At 57.4% G+C, this 19,829-nt stretch carries 16 protein-coding genes, 1 tRNA gene and 3 rRNA genes; 8 read left to right on the forward strand and 12 right to left on the reverse strand.

Going from position 1 to position 19,829, the window contains the following annotated elements:
* Window positions 1-63: 63 nt before the first annotated feature.
* The 5 genes from rrf to gmhB form a co-directional block, all read right to left on the reverse strand.
* Window positions 64-179, reverse strand: a 5S ribosomal RNA gene (gene rrf / locus ACYF6X_RS19125).
* 99 nt (window positions 180-278) lie between these two features.
* A 23S ribosomal RNA gene (locus ACYF6X_RS19130) occupies window positions 279-3,186 on the reverse strand.
* Between the two features lie 234 nt (window positions 3,187-3,420).
* A tRNA-Glu gene (locus tag ACYF6X_RS19135) sits at window positions 3,421-3,496 on the reverse strand.
* 206 nt (window positions 3,497-3,702) lie between these two features.
* Window positions 3,703-5,244, reverse strand: a 16S ribosomal RNA gene (locus tag ACYF6X_RS19140).
* The 16S, 23S and 5S rRNA genes sit together here with 1 tRNA gene alongside, the layout of an rRNA operon.
* Window positions 5,245-5,636: 392 nt before the next feature.
* Window positions 5,637-6,200, reverse strand: coding sequence for a D-glycero-beta-D-manno-heptose 1,7-bisphosphate 7-phosphatase (gmhB, locus tag ACYF6X_RS19145; RefSeq protein WP_015378880.1), 564 nt, complete (start codon window positions 6,198-6,200; stop codon window positions 5,637-5,639).
* Window positions 6,201-6,388: 188 nt separating this feature from the next.
* On the opposite strand from gmhB, the gene metN reads away from it, so the two are divergent.
* The 6 genes from metN to proS all read left to right on the forward strand — a co-directional run bounded on the left by metN (window position 6,389) and on the right by proS (window position 11,983).
* Window positions 6,389-7,420, forward strand: coding sequence for a methionine ABC transporter ATP-binding protein MetN (metN, locus tag ACYF6X_RS19150; RefSeq protein WP_004932012.1), 1,032 nt, complete (start codon window positions 6,389-6,391; stop codon window positions 7,418-7,420).
* On the forward strand, window positions 7,413-8,066 hold the full coding sequence (locus ACYF6X_RS19155; protein WP_004932010.1) for a methionine ABC transporter permease MetI: 654 nt from the start codon (window positions 7,413-7,415) through the stop codon (window positions 8,064-8,066). The genes metN and ACYF6X_RS19155 overlap by 8 nt, the downstream gene beginning before the upstream one ends.
* A gap of 39 nt (window positions 8,067-8,105) precedes the next feature.
* The gene (locus ACYF6X_RS19160) at window positions 8,106-8,921 is read left to right on the forward strand and encodes a MetQ/NlpA family lipoprotein (RefSeq protein WP_063990782.1); all 816 of its coding nucleotides are present in this window, start codon (window positions 8,106-8,108) and stop codon (window positions 8,919-8,921) included.
* Between the two features lie 114 nt (window positions 8,922-9,035).
* Window positions 9,036-9,440 (forward strand): Rcs stress response system protein RcsF, encoded by a 405-nt coding sequence (rcsF, locus tag ACYF6X_RS19165; RefSeq protein WP_025304011.1) that lies wholly within the window; start codon window positions 9,036-9,038, stop codon window positions 9,438-9,440.
* Window positions 9,437-10,144 carry a tRNA (N6-threonylcarbamoyladenosine(37)-N6)-methyltransferase TrmO gene (gene tsaA / locus ACYF6X_RS19170; protein ID WP_063990780.1) on the forward strand — a complete coding sequence of 236 codons (708 nt, stop codon included), beginning with the start codon at window positions 9,437-9,439 and terminating at the stop codon, window positions 10,142-10,144. Before rcsF ends, tsaA begins: the two co-directional genes overlap by 4 nt.
* A gap of 120 nt (window positions 10,145-10,264) precedes the next feature.
* Entirely contained in the window at window positions 10,265-11,983 is a 1,719-nt protein-coding gene (gene proS / locus ACYF6X_RS19175; RefSeq protein ID WP_130017424.1) for a proline--tRNA ligase, read from the forward strand.
* A 60-nt stretch (window positions 11,984-12,043) separates the two neighbouring features.
* Here proS and nlpE read toward each other — a convergent pair whose 3' ends face one another.
* From nlpE to ACYF6X_RS19190, 3 genes are read right to left on the reverse strand one after another with little or no spacing between them, the layout of a single operon-like run.
* Window positions 12,044-12,727 carry an envelope stress response activation lipoprotein NlpE gene (gene nlpE, locus ACYF6X_RS19180; protein WP_063990778.1) on the reverse strand — a complete coding sequence of 228 codons (684 nt, stop codon included), beginning with the start codon at window positions 12,725-12,727 and terminating at the stop codon, window positions 12,044-12,046.
* A 29-nt stretch (window positions 12,728-12,756) separates the two neighbouring features.
* Window positions 12,757-13,170 (reverse strand): alternative ribosome rescue aminoacyl-tRNA hydrolase ArfB, encoded by a 414-nt coding sequence (gene arfB / locus ACYF6X_RS19185; RefSeq protein WP_063990777.1) that lies wholly within the window; start codon window positions 13,168-13,170, stop codon window positions 12,757-12,759.
* Window positions 13,171-13,173: 3 nt separating this feature from the next.
* On the reverse strand, window positions 13,174-13,722 hold the full coding sequence (locus ACYF6X_RS19190) for a YaeQ family protein (protein WP_004931995.1): 549 nt from the start codon (window positions 13,720-13,722) through the stop codon (window positions 13,174-13,176).
* A gap of 213 nt (window positions 13,723-13,935) precedes the next feature.
* On the opposite strand from ACYF6X_RS19190, the gene ACYF6X_RS19195 reads away from it, so the two are divergent.
* Both ACYF6X_RS19195 and rof read left to right on the forward strand, forming a co-directional pair.
* Complete coding sequence (locus tag ACYF6X_RS19195; protein ID WP_004931993.1) at window positions 13,936-14,136, forward strand: YaeP family protein; 201 nt, start codon at window positions 13,936-13,938, stop codon at window positions 14,134-14,136.
* A complete protein-coding gene (gene rof, locus ACYF6X_RS19200; RefSeq protein WP_004931991.1) occupies window positions 14,123-14,386 on the forward strand; it encodes a Rho-binding antiterminator in 264 nt (87 codons plus the stop codon). The genes ACYF6X_RS19195 and rof overlap by 14 nt, the downstream gene beginning before the upstream one ends.
* 50 nt (window positions 14,387-14,436) lie before the next feature.
* Here rof and ACYF6X_RS19205 read toward each other — a convergent pair whose 3' ends face one another.
* The 4 genes from ACYF6X_RS19205 to cadA all read right to left on the reverse strand — a co-directional run bounded on the left by ACYF6X_RS19205 (window position 14,437) and on the right by cadA (window position 19,797).
* Complete coding sequence (locus ACYF6X_RS19205) at window positions 14,437-14,751, reverse strand: c-type cytochrome (RefSeq protein WP_063990775.1); 315 nt, start codon at window positions 14,749-14,751, stop codon at window positions 14,437-14,439.
* Complete coding sequence (gene tilS, locus ACYF6X_RS19210; RefSeq protein ID WP_130017425.1) at window positions 14,751-16,082, reverse strand: tRNA lysidine(34) synthetase TilS; 1,332 nt, start codon at window positions 16,080-16,082, stop codon at window positions 14,751-14,753. The genes ACYF6X_RS19205 and tilS overlap by 1 nt, the downstream gene beginning before the upstream one ends.
* A gap of 56 nt (window positions 16,083-16,138) precedes the next feature.
* Window positions 16,139-17,590 carry a dipeptide permease DtpD gene (gene dtpD, locus ACYF6X_RS19215; protein WP_130017426.1) on the reverse strand — a complete coding sequence of 484 codons (1,452 nt, stop codon included), beginning with the start codon at window positions 17,588-17,590 and terminating at the stop codon, window positions 16,139-16,141.
* A gap of 68 nt (window positions 17,591-17,658) precedes the next feature.
* Window positions 17,659-19,797, reverse strand: a complete 2,139-nt coding sequence (gene cadA / locus ACYF6X_RS19220; RefSeq protein ID WP_038878804.1) for a lysine decarboxylase CadA — start codon at window positions 19,795-19,797, stop codon at window positions 17,659-17,661.
* Window positions 19,798-19,829: the final 32 nt, after the last annotated feature.

Below are 19,829 nucleotides of genomic sequence, written 5' to 3' on the forward strand. Positions count from 1 at the left end.
TATTTATTTTATGCATAGCAAAAAGCCCTGAACGTCAGTTCAGGGCTTTCGGCTTGGTTTGATGCCTGGCAGTGTCCTACTCTCGCATGGGGAGACCCCACACTACCATCGGCGCTACGGCGTTTCACTTCTGAGTTCGGCATGGGGTCAGGTGGGACCACCGCGCTATTGCCGCCAGGCAAATTCTGTTTCATTCCAACCGCTTCACTCTCGTGTCGCCATCAGAACCAATCTCGGAACTTCGCTGAAAATCTCTCTAAAAACACCTTCGGTGTTGTAAGGTTAAGCCTCACGGATCATTAGTACTGGTTAGCTCAATGCATCGCTGCACTTACACACCCAGCCTATCAACGTCTTAGTCTTAAACGTTCCTTCAGGGGCCTTAAAGGCCCAGGGAAGACTCATCTTGAGGCAAGTTTCGCGCTTAGATGCTTTCAGCGCTTATCTTTTCCGCACTTAGCTACCGGGCAATGCCATTGGCATGACAACCCGAACACCAGTGGTGCGTTCACTCCGGTCCTCTCGTACTAGGAGCAACCCCTCTCAATCTTCCAACGCCCACGGCAGATAGGGACCGAACTGTCTCACGACGTTCTAAACCCAGCTCGCGTACCACTTTAAATGGCGAACAGCCATACCCTTGGGACCTACTTCAGCCCCAGGATGTGATGAGCCGACATCGAGGTGCCAAACACCGCCGTCGATATGAACTCTTGGGCGGTATCAGCCTGTTATCCCCGGAGTACCTTTTATCCGTTGAGCGATGGCCCTTCCATTCAGAACCACCGGATCACTAAGACCTACTTTCGTACCTGCTCGAGCCGTCACTCTCGCAGTCAAGCTAGCTTATGCCTTTGCACTAACCTCACGATGTCCGACCGTGATTAGCTAACCTTCGTGCTCCTCCGTTACTCTTTGGGAGGAGACCGCCCCAGTCAAACTACCCACCAGACACTGTCCTCACCCCGGATCACGGGGCCGAGTTAGAACATCAAACATTAAAGGGTGGTATTTCAAGGATGGCTCCACGCAGACTGGCGTCCACGCTTCAAAGCCTCCCACCTATCCTACACATCAAGGCTCAATGTTCAGTGTCAAGCTATAGTAAAGGTTCACGGGGTCTTTCCGTCTTGCCGCGGGTACACTGCATCTTCACAGCGAGTTCAATTTCACTGAGTCTCGGGTGGAGACAGCCTGGCCATCATTACGCCATTCGTGCAGGTCGGAACTTACCCGACAAGGAATTTCGCTACCTTAGGACCGTTATAGTTACGGCCGCCGTTTACTGGGGCTTCGATCAAGAGCTTCGCCTTGCGGCTGACCCCATCAATTAACCTTCCAGCACCGGGCAGGCGTCACACCGTATACGTCCACTTTCGTGTTTGCACAGTGCTGTGTTTTTATTAAACAGTTGCAGCCAGCTGGTATCTTCGACTGGCTTCAGCTCCATCCGCAAGGGACTTCACCTACATGCCAGCGTGCCTTCTCCCGAAGTTACGGCACCATTTTGCCTAGTTCCTTCACCCGAGTTCTCTCAAGCGCCTTGGTATTCTCTACCTGACCACCTGTGTCGGTTTGGGGTACGATTTAATGTTACCTGATGCTTAGAGGCTTTTCCTGGAAGCAGGGCATCAACTACTTCTGCACCGTAGTGCATCGTCATCACGCCTCAGGGTTAGTATGCAACCGGATTTACCAGGTCACACCCCCTACACGCTTAAACCGGGACAACCGTCGCCCGGCTAGCCTAGCCTTCTCCGTCCCCCCTTCGCAGTAACACCAAGTACAGGAATATTAACCTGTTTCCCATCGACTACGCTTTTCAGCCTCGCCTTAGGGGTCGACTCACCCTGCCCCGATTAACGTTGGACAGGAACCCTTGGTCTTCCGGCGAGCGGGCTTTTCACCCGCTTTATCGTTACTTATGTCAGCATTCGCACTTCTGATACCTCCAGCAACCCTCACAGGCCACCTTCAACGGCTTACAGAACGCTCCCCTACCCAACAACGCCTAAGCGTCGCTGCCGCAGCTTCGGTGCATGGTTTAGCCCCGTTACATCTTCCGCGCAGGCCGACTCGACCAGTGAGCTATTACGCTTTCTTTAAATGATGGCTGCTTCTAAGCCAACATCCTGGCTGTCTATGCCTTCCCACATCGTTTCCCACTTAACCATGACTTTGGGACCTTAGCTGGCGGTCTGGGTTGTTTCCCTCTTCACGACGGACGTTAGCACCCGCCGTGTGTCTCCCGTGATAACATTCTTCGGTATTCGGAGTTTGCATCGGTTTGGTAAGCCGGGATGGCCCCCTAGCCGAAACAGTGCTCTACCCCCGAAGATGAGTTCACGAGGCGCTACCTAAATAGCTTTCGGGGAGAACCAGCTATCTCCCGGTTTGATTGGCCTTTCACCCCCAGCCACAAGTCATCCGCTAATTTTTCAACATTAGTCGGTTCGGTCCTCCAGTTAGTGTTACCCAACCTTCAACCTGCCCATGGCTAGATCACCGGGTTTCGGGTCTATACCTTGCAACTATTCGCCCAGTTAAGACTCGGTTTCCCTACGGCTCCCCTATACGGTTAACCTTGCTACAAAATATAAGTCGCTGACCCATTATACAAAAGGTACGCAGTCACACCACGAAGGTGCTCCCACTGCTTGTACGTACACGGTTTCAGGTTCTATTTCACTCCCCTCGCCGGGGTTCTTTTCGCCTTTCCCTCACGGTACTGGTTCACTATCGGTCAGTCAGGAGTATTTAGCCTTGGAGGATGGTCCCCCCATATTCAGACAGGATGTCACGTGTCCCGCCCTACTCATCGAACTCACGACCTGTGCATTTTAGTGTACGGGGCTATCACCCTTTGCTGCGCGACTTTCCAGACGCTTCCACTAACACACAAGCCGATTCAGGTTCTGGGCTCCTCCCCGTTCGCTCGCCGCTACTGGGGGAATCTCGGTTGATTTCTTTTCCTCGGGGTACTTAGATGTTTCAGTTCCCCCGGTTCGCCTCATGCCACTATGTATTCATGACATGATAGTGTGTCGAAACACACTGGGTTTCCCCATTCGGGTATCGCCGGTTGTAACGGTTCATATCACCTTACCGACGCTTTTCGCAGATTAGCACGCCCTTCATCGCCTCTGACTGCCTAGGCATCCACCGTGTACGCTTAGTCACTTAACCTCACAACCCGAAGATGTTTCCATCGTTCGCGCTGCAAACATTTGAGAGACTCTATGACAGGTTACTCTTTATCCCAATACATCTACGGAGGGATAAATTTCAGCCGTCATGTTTCAATTTTCAGCTTGTTCCAGATTGTTAAAGAGCAATATCTTAAACATGACTCGCAAGTCATCTTTAAGATTTTTTCGGTTATCGCTAACCGGTGATAATGTCTTTCACTCATTATCGGAATGGCGTCCCCAAGGGGATTCGAACCCCTGTTACAGCCGTGAAAGGGCAGTGTCCTAGGCCTCTAGACGATGGGGACCCGAAATTGGCTTATCGAATCACCGATTCGATAATTTCGGGTAAAGGTGAGATTTTTCGTGAAAAATCGAGCGCCATTGTCGTTTGTCACTGCACTGGACAGTCACAAATCTCCTGGCACTTACCTATACCACAAGGTTTTGTTTGCTCATTACTTTTTCATCAGACAATCTGTGTGAGCACGCCACTCGAACTAATATCTTTAGGTAAGGAGGTGATCCAACCGCAGGTTCCCCTACGGTTACCTTGTTACGACTTCACCCCAGTCATGAATCACAAAGTGGTAAGCGCCCTCCCGAAGGTTAAGCTACCTACTTCTTTTGCAACCCACTCCCATGGTGTGACGGGCGGTGTGTACAAGGCCCGGGAACGTATTCACCGTAGCATTCTGATCTACGATTACTAGCGATTCCGACTTCATGGAGTCGAGTTGCAGACTCCAATCCGGACTACGACATACTTTATGAGGTCCGCTTGCTCTCGCGAGGTCGCTTCTCTTTGTATATGCCATTGTAGCACGTGTGTAGCCCTACTCGTAAGGGCCATGATGACTTGACGTCATCCCCACCTTCCTCCAGTTTATCACTGGCAGTCTCCTTTGAGTTCCCGGCCGAACCGCTGGCAACAAAGGATAAGGGTTGCGCTCGTTGCGGGACTTAACCCAACATTTCACAACACGAGCTGACGACAGCCATGCAGCACCTGTCTCAGAGTTCCCGAAGGCACCAATCCATCTCTGGAAAGTTCTCTGGATGTCAAGAGTAGGTAAGGTTCTTCGCGTTGCATCGAATTAAACCACATGCTCCACCGCTTGTGCGGGCCCCCGTCAATTCATTTGAGTTTTAACCTTGCGGCCGTACTCCCCAGGCGGTCGATTTAACGCGTTAGCTCCGGAAGCCACGCCTCAAGGGCACAACCTCCAAATCGACATCGTTTACAGCGTGGACTACCAGGGTATCTAATCCTGTTTGCTCCCCACGCTTTCGCACCTGAGCGTCAGTCTTCGTCCAGGGGGCCGCCTTCGCCACCGGTATTCCTCCAGATCTCTACGCATTTCACCGCTACACCTGGAATTCTACCCCCCTCTACGAGACTCTAGCTTGCCAGTTTCAAATGCAGTTCCCAGGTTGAGCCCGGGGATTTCACATCTGACTTAACAAACCGCCTGCGTGCGCTTTACGCCCAGTAATTCCGATTAACGCTTGCACCCTCCGTATTACCGCGGCTGCTGGCACGGAGTTAGCCGGTGCTTCTTCTGCGAGTAACGTCAATTGATGAGCGTATTAAGCTCACCACCTTCCTCCTCGCTGAAAGTGCTTTACAACCCGAAGGCCTTCTTCACACACGCGGCATGGCTGCATCAGGCTTGCGCCCATTGTGCAATATTCCCCACTGCTGCCTCCCGTAGGAGTCTGGACCGTGTCTCAGTTCCAGTGTGGCTGGTCATCCTCTCAGACCAGCTAGGGATCGTCGCCTAGGTGAGCCATTACCCCACCTACTAGCTAATCCCATCTGGGCACATCTGATGGCAAGAGGCCCGAAGGTCCCCCTCTTTGGTCTTGCGACGTTATGCGGTATTAGCTACCGTTTCCAGTAGTTATCCCCCTCCATCAGGCAGTTTCCCAGACATTACTCACCCGTCCGCCGCTCGTCACCCAGAGAGCAAGCTCTCCTGTGCTACCGCTCGACTTGCATGTGTTAAGCCTGCCGCCAGCGTTCAATCTGAGCCATGATCAAACTCTTCAATTAAAAGCTTGATTTGCTTCCACTCGAGAAGCGATGCTCAAAGATTTACTGCATGAATTTTACTTCAGTTAGTCACTCTTCAAGACTTGATATTTTTTTGCATCCGAAGATGCTGGATATCGTCTTGTGGAGTGCCCACACAGATTGTCTGATAAATTGTTAAAGAGCAGTGAGTTAGGCGCTTTCGCTTGCTAACTCGAGGTGGCGTATATTACGCTTTCCTCTTTCAGAGTCAACCCTAATTTTCAGGATTTTTTCTCTTTCTTCCCGGCCGCTGTGTGAAGTGAATCACTTGCGCCGTGTCGATGGAGGCGCATTATAGGGAGTCGGTTCAGAATGACAAGCGATAATATGCATTTTTTATCTGACCGCTCACTATTCATTCGTAACGCCTATTAAACCCGCTTTTTGATGGCTGCCGGCAGGTCCGCCAGGCTATTTAGCACCCAATCGGCCAGCTTTTCGCCCTGCTCGGTCACCGGTTTGCCGGTACGCACCAGCACCTTGGTGCCAACGCCGGCCGCGATCGCCGCCTGCATATCTTCCGGTTTATCGCCCACCATATAAGAAGCGGCCATATCGATGTTCAATTCCTGCTGCGCTTGCAGCAGCATGCCCGGCTGCGGTTTACGGCAGTCACACACCTGACGATACTCTTCTACTACTGCCTCCGGATGGTGCGGGCAGAAATAGATGCCGTCGAAGTCGACGTCGCGATCGGCCAGCGACCAGTCCATCCACTCGGTCAGGTACATAAATTGGTCTTCGCTGAACTTGCCGCGCGCAATGCCGGACTGGTTGGTCACCATCACCAGCGCGAAGCCCATCTTTTTGAGTTCGCGACAGGCGTCAATCACGCCGTCAATAAAGTGGAAATTGTCGATTTCATGGACATAGCCATGGTCAACGTTAATCGTACCGTCACGATCGAGAAAAATTGCTGGAACGCTTTGTGTCACCGCTTTGCTCCTGAGGGCCTGTATACGCTGACAGTATCGCATGTTTTACCCCGCACTGAGAACGCCGGAGAACGTCGTTGGCCGTTGACTTGGACGTCTAGACGCCTTAACATCTGATCCATACCTTGGTTCCACGCCGAGGTTTACTTTTATCTAGCCACGGGCAACCACGCTAAAATAAGAAGAATATGATTAAACTTTCTAACATTACTAAAGTGTTCCAGCAGGGTTCGCGCACCATTACCGCGCTCTCTGACGTGACCCTTCACGTCCCTGCCGGGCAAATCTATGGCGTTATCGGGTCTTCCGGCGCCGGCAAAAGCACGCTGATCCGCTGCGCCAACATGCTGGAGCGCCCAACGTCCGGCCAGGTCCTGGTCGATGGTCAGGATCTGACTTCGCTGTCGGAAAGCGAACTGACGCGCGCCCGTCGCCAAATCGGCATGATCTTCCAGCACTTCAACCTGCTCTCTTCCCGCACGGTATTCGGCAACGTGGCGCTGCCGCTGGAGCTGGACAATACGCCGCGTGCCGAGATCAAAAAGCGCGTGACCGAACTGCTGGAGCTGGTCGGCCTGGCGGACAAACACGACGCCTACCCGGCCAACCTGTCCGGCGGCCAGAAACAGCGCGTGGCGATCGCCCGCGCGCTGGCCAGCAACCCGAAAGTACTGCTGTGCGACGAAGCCACCAGCGCGTTGGATCCGGCCACCACCCGTTCCATCCTGGAACTGCTGAAAGACATCAACCGCCGCCTGGGCCTGACCATTCTGCTCATCACCCACGAAATGGACGTGGTGAAACGCATCTGCGACCAGGTCGCGGTCATTAGCCAGGGGCAGCTGATCGAAAAAGACAGCGTCAGCGAAGTGTTCTCGCACCCGAAAACCCCGCTGGCCCAGCAGTTCATTCAGTCCACGCTGCATCTCGATATCCCGGACGACTACGCCGCGCGCCTGTCGCCGGAACGTCAGGGCGACCGCCAGCCGCTTTTGCGCCTGGAATTCACCGGCCAGTCGGTCGATGCGCCGCTGCTGTCTGAAGCCGCTCGCCGCTTCAACGTGAACAACAACATTATCAGCGCCCAGATGGATTATGCCGGCGGCGTGAAATTCGGCGTGATGCTGGCGGAGCTGCACGGCAGCGACGAAGACGCGCTGGCGACGATTAAGTTCCTGCAAGAAAATCAGGTAAAAGTAGAGGTTCTGGGTTATGTCTGAGGCAATGATGTGGTTGATGGCGCGTGGCGTGTGGGAAACCGTCATGATGACCTTTGTCTCCGGCTTCTTCGGTTTCGTGCTCGGCCTGCCGGTAGGCGTGCTGCTGTATGTCACCCGCCCGGGGCAAATCATCGCCAACAACTCGCTGTATAAAATCCTGTCCGGGCTGGTGAACATCTTCCGTTCGATCCCGTTCATTATCCTGCTGGTTTGGATGATTCCGTTTACCCGCATGATCGTCGGCACCTCTATCGGTCTGCAGGCGGCCATCGTGCCGTTGACCGTGGGCGCCGCGCCGTTCATCGCGCGCATGGTGGAAAACGCCCTGCTGGAGATCCCGTCCGGCCTGGTGGAAGCGGCGCGCGCCATGGGCGCCACGCCGATGCAGATCATCAAGAAAGTGTTGCTGCCGGAAGCCTTGCCGGGTCTGGTCAACGCCGCAACCATCACGCTGATCACCCTGGTGGGCTACTCCGCCATGGGCGGCGCGGTCGGCGCCGGCGGCCTGGGCCAAATCGGTTACCAATACGGTTATATCGGTTATAACGCCACAGTGATGAATACCGTATTAGTATTACTGGTAGTTTTGGTTTATCTGATCCAGTTCTGCGGCGATCGCATCGTCAAAGCCGTTACCCATAAATAGTTTCACAGCATGTTAATGCGAGTCTAATGAGGAAGGGATATGTCGTTAAAATTTAAATCCATCGCGGCAATTGGCGCACTGATCGGCACTCTGGCTCTGGCGGGCTGTGGCCAGGATGAAAAGAATCCAAACCATATCAAGGTCGGCGTGATCGTCGGCGCTGAGCAGCAAGTGGCTGAAGTCGCTCAGAAAGTGGCGAAAGAGAAATACGGTCTGGACGTTGAGCTGGTAACCTTCAACGACTACGTGTTGCCTAACGAAGCGCTGAGCAAAGGCGATATCGATCTGAACGCCTTCCAGCACAAGCCGTACCTGGATCAGCAAATCAAAGATCGCGGCTACAAGCTGGTGCCGGTCGGCAGCACCTTTGTTTACCCGATTGCCGGTTACTCCAAGAAAATCAAATCGCTGGACGAGCTGAAAGAGGGTTCTCAGATCGCACTGCCTAACGATCCGACCAACCTGGGCCGTTCGCTGCTGCTGCTGCAGAAAGTCGGCTTGATCAAACTGAAGGACGGCGTTGGCCTGTTGCCGACCGTGCTGGACGTGACCGAGAACCCGAAAAACCTGAAGCTGGTTGAGCTGGAAGCGCCTCAGTTGCCACGTTCTCTGGACGATCAGCAGATCGCGCTGGCGGTGATCAACACCACCTACGCCAGCCAGATCGGCCTGACGCCGGCGAAAGACGGCCTGTTCGTGGAAGATAAAGACTCGCCTTACGTCAACCTGCTGGTTGCGCGCGAAGATAACAAAGATGCGGAAAACGTGAAGAAATTCGTGCAGGCCTATCAGTCTGACGAAGTGGACGCCGCCGCCAACAAAATCTTCAACGGCGGGGCGGTGAAAGGCTGGTAAGCGCTTATTCGCCAATTTTATTCCTATAATTGCAAGACGGGCCAAGGCCCGTCTTGTTATTTCCGCCATAGATTGCTTCAATAGCGCCACTTTCATTAAGGCAGAGGAATCTCAATGCGTGTTTTACCTCTCTGTTTGTTAGCGCTCGCGCTGGCCGGATGTTCATCGCAACGTATCGCGCCGTCCTCAACAAACAGCACCAGCAAGCCGACCACCACCGCCCCGGCCAAAACTACGCCGGCCGCCCGCCCCGCTCCGGTAAAACTGTACAAAAGTGCAGAAGAGCTCGTGGGCAAGCCGTTCCGCGATCTGGGTGAAGTGTCTGGCGAATCGTGCCAAACCACCGTACAAGACTCCCCACCGAATCTGGCCACCGCCCGTAAACGCATGCAAATCCGCGCGTCTTACATGAAGGCCAATGCCGTGCTGCTGCACGACTGCCAGATCGTCAGCGGCGTCGCCGGTTGTTACCAGCAGGCCGTCTGCCAGGGCTCGGCGCTTAACGTCTCGTCCAAATGACCGAATTCGTTTTCGAGCAGATCGGCGTGATCCGCTCGCCGTATAAAGAAAAATTCGCCGTTCCCCGCCAGCCGGGGCTGGTCGAAGACGGTGGCGGCGAACTGCTGCTGTTGCCGCCCTACAACCAGGCGGAGGCGGTACGCGGCCTCAGCGATTTCAGCCATCTGTGGGTGATGTTCATTTTCCATCAAACCCTGGAAGGCGGCTGGCGGCCGACGGTGCGTCCGCCGCGTTTAGGCGGCAATGCCCGCATGGGCGTGTTCGCCACCCGCTCCACCTTCCGGCCCAACCCGCTCGGCATGTCCCTGATCGAACTGAAAGGCGTGCGGGTAAAAAACGGCGAAGTGACGCTGGAGCTGGGCAGCCTCGATCTGGTCGACGGTACCCCGGTGGTAGACATCAAGCCGTATCTGCCGTTCGCCGAAAGCCAGCCGCAGGCCCGCGCCGGCTTTGCCCAGGCCGCGCCCGCCGGCGATATGCCGGTACGTTTCGCGCCACAGGCCGAGCAGCAGCTGCAGCAACATCAGGCGCGTTACCCGCAATTAAGGCGTTTTATCAGCCAGGTGCTGGCGCAAGACCCCCGTCCCGCCTATCGTAAAGGAGAGGGCGTCGAACGGGATTACGCCGTCTGGCTGCTGGATTTCAACGTGCGCTGGCGCGTCGTGGATGGTCATACCGAAGTGTTGGCGCTCGACCCGCGTTAAAATTCCGCCGCCTCTCTTTTGGCGACCCGCTCGCGCTGGTAAACTAAACCACTTTTGTCACTTTTGGCCGCCACTCTGGCAGCCCGATGCAATTTGCAGTTCTAACGGAACCAAAACACCATGCGTACTAGCCAATATCTGCTCTCCACACTGAAGGAGACACCTGCCGACGCCGAAGTGATCAGCCACCAGCTGATGCTGCGCGCCGGGATGATCCGCAAGCTGGCCTCCGGTCTTTACACCTGGCTGCCGACCGGCCTGCGCGTTCTGAAAAAGGTTGAAAACATCGTTCGCGAAGAAATGAACAATGCTAACGCGATCGAAGTGTCCATGCCGGTGGTTCAGCCTGCCGATTTGTGGCAGGAAAGCGGCCGTTGGGAGCAATACGGCCCCGAGCTGCTGCGCTTCGTCGATCGCGGCGACCGCCCGTTCGTGCTGGGCCCGACGCATGAAGAAGTGATCACCGATCTGATCCGCAACGAGATCAGCTCGTACAAACAGCTGCCGCTGAACTTCTTCCAGATCCAGACCAAGTTCCGTGATGAAGTGCGCCCGCGTTTCGGCGTGATGCGTTCCCGTGAGTTCCTGATGAAGGATGCCTACTCCTTCCATACCTCACAGGAGTCTCTGCAGGAGACTTACGACGCGATGTACGAAGCGTACAGCAAAATCTTCAGCCGCATGGGCCTGGATTTCCGCCCGGTGCAGGCCGATACCGGCTCGATCGGCGGCAGCGCCTCGCACGAATTCCAGGTGCTGGCAGACAGCGGTGAAGACGATATCGTGTTCTCCACCGGTTCCGACTTCGCCGCCAACATCGAGCTGGCGGAAGCGGTCGCGCCGGCGGCTCCACGCGCAGCGGCCGGCGAAGAATTGCGTCTGGTGGATACGCCGAACGCCAAAACCATCGTTGAGCTGGTCGAGCAGTTCCCGCTGCCGGTGGAAAAAACCGTGAAGACGCTGATGGTGCGCGCCACCGAAGAGAGCGGCCACAAGCTGGTTGCCCTGCTGGTGCGCGGCGATCACGAGCTGAACGAAGTCAAGGCCGAGAAGCTGGCGCAGGTTGCCGCGCCGCTGACCTTCGCCACCGAAGAAGAAATTCGCGCCATCGTCGGCGCCGGCCCGGGTTCACTCGGCCCGGTCAACCTGCCGATGCCGGTGGTTGCTGACCGCAGCGTGGCGGCGATGAGCGACTTTGGCGCCGGCGCCAACGTTGACGGCAAACACTACTTCGGCATCAACTGGGAGCGCGATCTGCCGCTGCCGCAGGTGGCCGATATCCGTAACGTGGTGGAAGGTGACGCCAGCCCGGACGGTCAGGGCACGCTGCTGATCAAACGCGGCATCGAAGTGGGCCATATCTTCCAGCTCGGCACCAAGTACTCGGAAGCGATGAAAGCGACCGTGCAGGGTGAAGACGGCCGCAACCAGGTGCTGACCATGGGCTGCTACGGCATCGGGGTCACGCGCGTCGTGGCCGCCGCCATCGAGCAGAATCATGACGAACGCGGCATCATCTGGCCGGACGCCATCGCGCCGTTCCAGGTCGCTATTCTGCCGATGAACATGCACAAGTCGTTCCGCGTGCAGGCGCTGGCCGAAGAGCTGTACAACACCCTGCGCTCCCACGGCATCGACGTGATCCTCGATGACCGCAAAGAACGCCCGGGCGTGATGTTCGCGGATATGGAGCTGATCGGCGTGCCGCACTCTATCGTTATCGGCGACCGTAACCTCGACAACGAAGAGATCGAGTACAAGAACCGCCGCGTCGGCGAGAAGCAAATGATCAAAACCGGCGAAATCGTTGATTTCCTGCTGGGCCAGATCAAACGCTAAACGACGAACGCCAGAAAATAAAAAACCCGCTCACGCGGGTTTTTTTATATCCGAAATCGCTTATTTGCTGCTGCAGTTCTTGCTGCGATCGAACGCGATTTTACCGTCCGGCACCAGCGCCTTCTCGGTCAGACCTTCCTCCATCGACGGCTGCACGCTGAAATGCGCGCTGAACGTCAGGAATACCGGCTCGCCGGCGGTCTTATATGCTTTGGCGTAACCTTGCTCCAGCGCGATGTTGTTATCCACCGGGAAGGTTTTGCCGGTAGCGCAGTCCTTGAAGACCGCCGCGTCCGCCATATAGGTGTAGCTGCCTTTCAACGTCATCGGCGTTTTAGGCAACGGCTTCTCGACCGGATCCAGGCGGTAATTCAGTTTGGACTCGATCGGCACGCCGCTGCGATCCAGCATTTCCAGACTCTTGCCCACCGGACGGAAATAGCGTTTTTCGCCGTTGCTGTCGGTCAGCACCAGTTTATCCGCAGTGCGCGCCCATTTACCGTAATCGGCAAAGGTCTGATCGCCGTCTTTGGTGCCGCGATAGGTTTCCTGCAGCACGAAGGTGCCGTCCTCATCCAGGAACAGCGCCGTATCCAGACCGCCGCAATCGGCGCAAGGCAACAGCCCTTGATAACTCTGCGGCATCGCCTGCAGCGGTTGTTCCTTCGGCTGATAATGATTGTTGCATCCCAACAACGAGAGTGCGCCTGCCGCGAGGAACAGGGCTACCGTAATTTTCTTCACAGTTATTCTCCTACTGTGTTCATGTATTCCTAAGTGCGAACCTTGCCACGCAGCGCCTTGGTGGCGCCTTTACGTGTCTTGCCTTCCAGGCGACGCAGTTTGGCCCCTTTCGTCGGCTTGGTCGCCTTGCGCGTTTTTTCCACCACCATCGCCTGCTGAATCAGCGCGGCCAGCCTGGCCAACGCCGCTTCACGATTCAATTCCTGACTGCGATACTCTTGCGCCTTGATAATCACCACGCCATCAGCGGTAATGAGATGATGATTCAGCGCCAGCAGCCTTTCCTTATAATACTCTGGCAGGCTGGATGCCCGGATGTCAAAGCGCAAATGGATTGCCGTTGAGGTTTTGTTCACGTGCTGGCCGCCCGCGCCCTGCGCGCGGATCGCCGTCAATTCCAGCTCATTATCCGGTATGGCTACGTTTCTTGACAGTTCCAGCACCGGTCACACCTGCGCCCGCTGCCACTCGGCAAACTGGATTTCCAGACTATTCTGAGCATCGGACAGCCAAATAGTTCCCTCCTGCAGCGTTGCCTGCAGCGTCATGGTGCGGCTGGCCAATGCCGTCAGGCGCGCCAACTGCTCGTCGTCGAGGAAACGCACGCTCAGGTTCTTGTAGCCGGCCACCTTGCCCTGCATTCCCTGCCACCACACGTGCGCGGCGCGCTCGCCGTAGGCGTACAACACCACGCGCGGCGACTGGTTGCAGGCCTTGCGGATGCGTTTTTCGTCGGGCAACCCCATCTCGATCCACATTTCCAACCCATTGTGGTCGTTGCGCTGCCAGATCTCCGGCTCGTCGTCGGCGCTCAGCCCTTTGGTGAACACCAGCCGCTCGTCGGCATGGCAGATCCAGGCCAACAGGCGCAGCATCATGCGCTGCTCGTTTTCGGACGGGTGTTGCGCCAGCGTCAGCGTGGCGTCGTGGTAGAAGTGACGATCCATATCAGCAATATTGACCGCGGCTTTATAAATGGTTGCTTTCAGCGCCATGGGTGACCTCGTTATTATCCGGCGACAGTGTACTTGATCAGGGCCGAACGCCGCCAGCGCGGCCAGGCCGCGGCAGTGCGAAAGGCGTGCCGGGGTGCTGATAACTCCATAACAGCTGTGCTATAGTCGTCTAGGATAGGATAAAACTCCGAGAGCCTGCGCCTCATCGCGATAGTAGTCTTGATGATGCAGAGGTTCTTAAGGGAGGAAACTGTGCAACAATACTGTGAGTTAGTACGCCGTACTTACGCCGAGATTGGCAGTGGAGATCTTGGCTACGTGCCTGATGCGCTGGCTTGTGCGTTAAAGGCATTGGACGATGTCGCAGCGAACGATGCGCTACCGTCCTCCGTTAGGGAACAGGCGGCCTTTGCCGCCGCTAACTTATTGGTGAGCGACTATGTTGATGAATGATGAGTACCAACCCATCAATTGCGATGACTACGACAACCTGGAACTCGCCTGTCAGCATAAACTTATTCTGAAGCTGGAGTTACGCGACGGAGAAGTGATCGAGGCCAAGGCGATCGACCTGCTGCAAAAGAAACGCGTTGAGTATCTGACCATCGAACAGAACGGCCAGCAGCGCGACCTGCGCCTGGACCATATCAGCAGTTTCAGTCATCCGGAAATCGGTACCGTGGTCGTCAGTCTGTCGGACTGAGCAGCGGTAACCCCATCCCAACAGGGCAGCCCAATGGCTGCCCTCGTCATTTAAGGCTTCAGGCTGGCGTAATAGGCCGCCAGATCGGCGATATCGTCATCCGACAGCCCCGACACGTAGGCCTTCATCACCTCGGCCTGGCCGCCGTTGCGCTCCCCTTTCTTATACGCCTGCAACGCGTGCTGCAGGTACATGGCATTCTGCCCGGCCAGGTTCGGATACATCGGCACCGTCACCTTGCCCTGCGCGCCGTGGCACGCCGCACAGGCGGCGGCTTTCGCCTGGCCGGCCGCCGCATCCCCCGCCGCCAACGCCGGCAGGCTGAACAGACCGGCGGCCAACAGCGTGATCCCCACAAACTTCATTATTGTTCCTCGCGATTATGATTTTTTTCCCAGCGCAGCCGCCACGGGCGTTCGCCTTCCGGCACCAGCCCCGCTTCACAGACGAATACGCCCAGCGCGGCGATCAGCTGCTCATCATAATAAATCAACGGGATGCGTTCACGCTGCCAGGGCGGAATACCCAGCTCCTGCCACAGTTTTTTTATCGGCCGCGAATGGGCGCGCCCCACGATGCGCACCGTACCCTGCGCGCCACCGAAGCGAATGCTGATCCGCTGCGACGGCTGCGGCGCACGCAGCGCCAGCTCGCCCTCACCGGCAATCAGCCGCCCCAACCCGTCCGGCAGCACCAGCGGCTCGTCAGGCTGCCAAGGCAGATGCACATCGCGCAGCGCCGCCAGCGGCGGCAACAGGTGCAACCGGCCGCGGAAACGGCGAATCTGATAGGCGCCGAGCTGCAGCTGCGGTTCGGCATCCTCTCGGCTGAGCGCCACCTCTTCCCACAGGCGCTGAAGCTGCTCACGCGCCGGCATGGTGACGTTAAACAACGCGATCCAGCGCCGCAGCAAGGCGAAGCGCCGCATCGGCGAACAGTCCGTCAGGCCGTCGATCGCCAATGATCGATCCGCCGCCAACAGACTTTGCAGCGGTTCCGCCAGCAGTTCGTCCAGCAGCTGCTCCTGCTCGGCGCACAGGCCGGCGCTGCGCGCCACCGCCGAGGCGAAGTGCGGCCAGCGTTGATTGAGTTGCGGCAGCACCTGCAACCGCAGGAAATTGCGATCGAAGCGCGTGTCCTGATTGCTGTCGTCATCTATCCAGGTTAAGGCGTGGCGTTGCGCGTAGCTTTCCAGCGTCTGACGCGAACAGCCCAACAGCGGCCGCAACAGCAGGTGCTCACCCAGCGCCGCGCGCGCCGCCATCGCCGACAGCCCCGCCGGCCCGCTGCCGCGCTTGAGCGCCAGCAGGAAGGTTTCGCTTTGATCGTCGAGGTGTTGGGCGGTGAGCAGCGCTTCCCCCTCCATTAGGGCGGCGCTGAAGGCGGCATAGCGCGCCGCACGCGCCGCCGCTTCGATGCCGCCCTGGCGGGCGTCCACCTGCACGTGCGTCACCGTCAGCGGGATCTGCCAGTCGGCGCAGCGGCTGCGGCAATGCTCAACCCAGCGGTCGGCGAAAGCGCTCAGGCCGTGATGCACGTGCAGCGCACGCAGCTGCAGCGCCGGACGCTGGCGGCGCAACGCCGCCAGCACATGCAGCAGTACGCTGGAATCCAGGCCGCCGCTGAACGCCACCAGCAGCCGCTGCTGCGCGCCCAACTGGTCTGCCACCCGCGTCGTTAATTGATCAGTATTCATCGGTAGGCTTTGTCACTTCTACATAGCTGCACGTTAACCCCGCCTACCGTCATCAATCAAGCATTAACCGTCCGGGCCTGGCGCCGCGTCAGCAACCACCAGCCACCCAGCACCGCGATCACCGCCAGCGCGCATCCGGCCGCTCCCCAGCCGATCTGAGCGAAAATGCGGCCATACGCCTGCATCGCCGCCCCCTCGATGTGATCCTCGGCGGTCTGATTGGCGATAATGCCCGCCAGGTAGTTGGCGATCGAGCCGGTCGCCAGCATATAGATACCGGTCAGCACGCCGGTGGCACCGGGAATATTCAGCCGGGTGATCTGCGCCATCGCCACCGGATCGATAAACAGTTCGGCGAAGCCCATCACTGCCAGGCCAGCGATCATCAGCCCCATCGATCCCGGCCCGTGCAACCGCGTATTGAGCGCCATCAGCGTAAAGCCGACGCCGATCAACAGCAGACCGAAGGCGAACTTGCACCAGATGCGCAGTGTCTGGTCGCCCGCGCCATCGCCGCTCGCCAGCCATGCCAGCGCCACGCCGCCCAGCATCACCGCACAGGCGTTAATCGACTGGAACAGCGCGGTCGGCACCGTCCAGCCGAACCAGCGCCGATCGACGAAGTGATCGATAAACAGGCTGATGGAGCTGCCGCCCTGCTGGGCGAAAGCCCAGAACAGCGTGCCCAACAGCATCAGCGCAACGATCTGCCACAGCCCCCGGCGCTGGCCGGCGTCCGCACGCAGCATAATGCGCGCCACCAGCACCACCGCCGCCACGCACACCAGCCCGAGCAAATAGCCGGCCCAGTCGTGCACAAACAGCAGCGTGAAGAACAACGGCGATGCCAGCAGCGCCGCCAGCAGCCAACCCCAGTGCGGCAAGCCCAGGCTTTTGGCGCGCATCAGCGGTGCATTCACGCCGCGGGTATGGCGGAAGTGGCGCCCGCCGAGCAGGAAGATCGCCAGGCCGGCGAACATGCCGATCCCGGCCAACGCAAAGCCGACGTGCCAGCCATAGCGCTCGGCCGCCAACCCGCAGGCGATCGGCGCCAAAATAGACCCGACGTTACCGGCGGCGTACAGCAGCGAGAACCCCCCTTCGCGGCGCGAGTCCTGCGCCGGATACAGCTCGCCCAGCAGGCAGCTGATATTGGATTTGAACAGGCCGTAGCCGCAGATGATGATGGCCAGCGCCAGATAGAGCGACTGGGCGGAGACCGCGCTCAGGCCGAGCACGATATGCCCCAGCGTCATCAGCGCCGCGCCGGCAATCACCGCGACGCGATTGCCCAGCAGGCGATCGGCGAGCCAGCCGCCCAAAATAGGAGTGACGTAAACTAACGAAGCATAAGCGCTGTAGAGATCGATGGCGTGGCTGTCGGTATAGCCGAGTTGGTGGGTCAGATAGAGAATCAGTAACGCACGCATGCCGTAAAAGCTGAAATATTCCCAAATTTGTATGGCTACGACATAGTAAATTGCGCGCGGCTGTGAGGGTGTTTTCATGGAGGTCTCCCATCAGTCGGTGAACGGCAAAGGGGAAGCGCGAGCGCCTCCCCTGTTATTGGCTGCGGTTATTTCGCCTTCAGCACTTTCACCCGATAACGTCCGTCCGCCTGACGATAGGCGCCGTGAATGTCGGTTTCAAAGCCCGGATAATGCGCGCCGATTTCGCACAGCATCTGCAGGAACTCCAGCACCGGCCGGCTCTCCTCGGTCAGCATTTCGCCCGGCATCACCAGCGGCACGCCCGGTGGGTATGGGAGGATCATATTGGCATTGACCTTGCCGACCATCTCTTCCAGATAGACTTCTTCCACTTCGCCGTGCAGCTCTTTCTGGAACGCCTGATACGGGTTCATCACCATGGTTGGCAGCACTTCGAACGCGCGGTACATCAGATCCGGCAGGTTGTGTTGCTCCACCAGGCGGTGAATGTTCTGCGCCAGATCCTGAATGCGCATGTTTTCATAGAAATCAGGCGCTTCCTGATACAGCGAAGGCAGCATGTTTTTCACCCGCAGGTTCAGATCGAACGAGCGTTTGAAGTCGGTCATCGCGCGCAGCAGGCTGAGCGCCTTGGTTTTGTCGATGCCGATGCTGAACAGGAACAGCAGATTGTACGGCCCGGTTTTCTCGACGATGATGCCGCGTTCGTCGAGGTATTTCGCCACGATGCTGGCCGGGATGCCGAACGGTTGCATCTCGCCTTCTTTGCTCATCCCCGGCGTCAGAATGGTGACCTTGATCGGATCGAGGTACATGTGTTCATTGTCGATGTTCTTGAAACCGTGCCAGGCGCTGTCGGAGCGCAGCGGCCAGCATTCCGGCTCATCGATATGCTCCGGCTGCCAGACGTCGAAGAACCAGCCGTCGGACTCGACTTTCAGGCGTTTGATCTCTTTGCGGAACTTGATCGCGCGCTCGATAGAGCCGTTGATCAGCCGCTTGCCGGCGTTGCCTTTCATCATCGCCGCAGCAGTTTCGGTCGATGCCACGATGCCGTAGTGCGGCGAGGTGGTGGTGTGCATCATGTAGGCTTCATTGAAGGTTTCTTCGTTGATGTCGCCCTTCACATGAATCATCGAAGCCTGCGAGAAGGCCGCCAGCAGTTTGTGGGTGGACTGGGTTTCATAGATTACCTTGCCCTCCACGCGGCCGCCGCTCATGCCGCACTTGCCTTTATAGATCGGATGGAAGTTGGTGTAAGGCACCCAGGCGGAATCGAAGTGGATAGACTTCACGTCCAGGGTGTTCTTGATAAAGTCGGTGTTGTACAGCAGGCCGTCATAGGTGGAGTTGGTGATCACCGCGTGCACCGGCCAGGTGGCGTTCGGGGTGTCCTTCACGCGTTTGGCGATGGTGGCACGCTGGAACTCGCTCTGCGGAATGCCGCCGAGGATGCCGTAGGCGTTGCGGGTCGGGCGGAAGTAGATCGGCGTGATGTCGCTCATCATCATCAGGTGAGTCAGCGACTTGTGGCAGTTACGGTCAATCAGCACCGTGCTGCCCGCCGGCGCCGAATACATGCCGACGATCTTGTTGGCGGTAGAGGTGCCGTTGGTGACCATGTAGCTGCGTTCGGCGTTGAACACGCGGGAAATGTACTCTTCCGCCTCTTTGTGCGGGCCGGAGTGATCGAGCAACGATCCCAGTTCGGACACCGAGATCGAGATATCCGACTTCATGGTGTTCGGGCCGAAGAAATCGTAGAACAGGCTGCCCACCGGGCTTTTCTGGAACGCGGTGCCGCCCATGTGGCCCGGCGTACAGAAGGTGTATTTGCCTTCACGCACGTATTTGAACAGCGCCTTGGTCAACGGCGGCAGGATGGTGTCGATATACTCGTCGGTATTCTGTTTGATCTTGGCGGCGATGTCGGTTGCCGCGCCGAGCGCATATTCGAAGAAGCGCACCTGCATGCGCAGATCGTTCAGGCTGACGTCCAGCGTCGAATAGGTGTTGGCGAACGCGTACAGCGGCATGTATTCGTTCAACTGGCTGATCTCTTCGCACAGCTCCAGGTTGTATTTGTCCCAGTCGAAGATCACCCCGCACAGACGGGCGTTGTTCTCGATCAGTTTCAACAGGTCTTCGCGATCGTTAGGGTAAACGATGCGGAAATCCAGACTTTCCAGCGCCTGATGCAGTTCACGGATAGGCTCTTCTTTGAAGTAGACACCCATGTGATTCATGATGGCGATAACGTTCATATGCATTTCTCCTGGCAAAGCAAGCCCCTTCC

This window comes from Serratia sp. ID 25-353 (assembly GCF_054792795.1).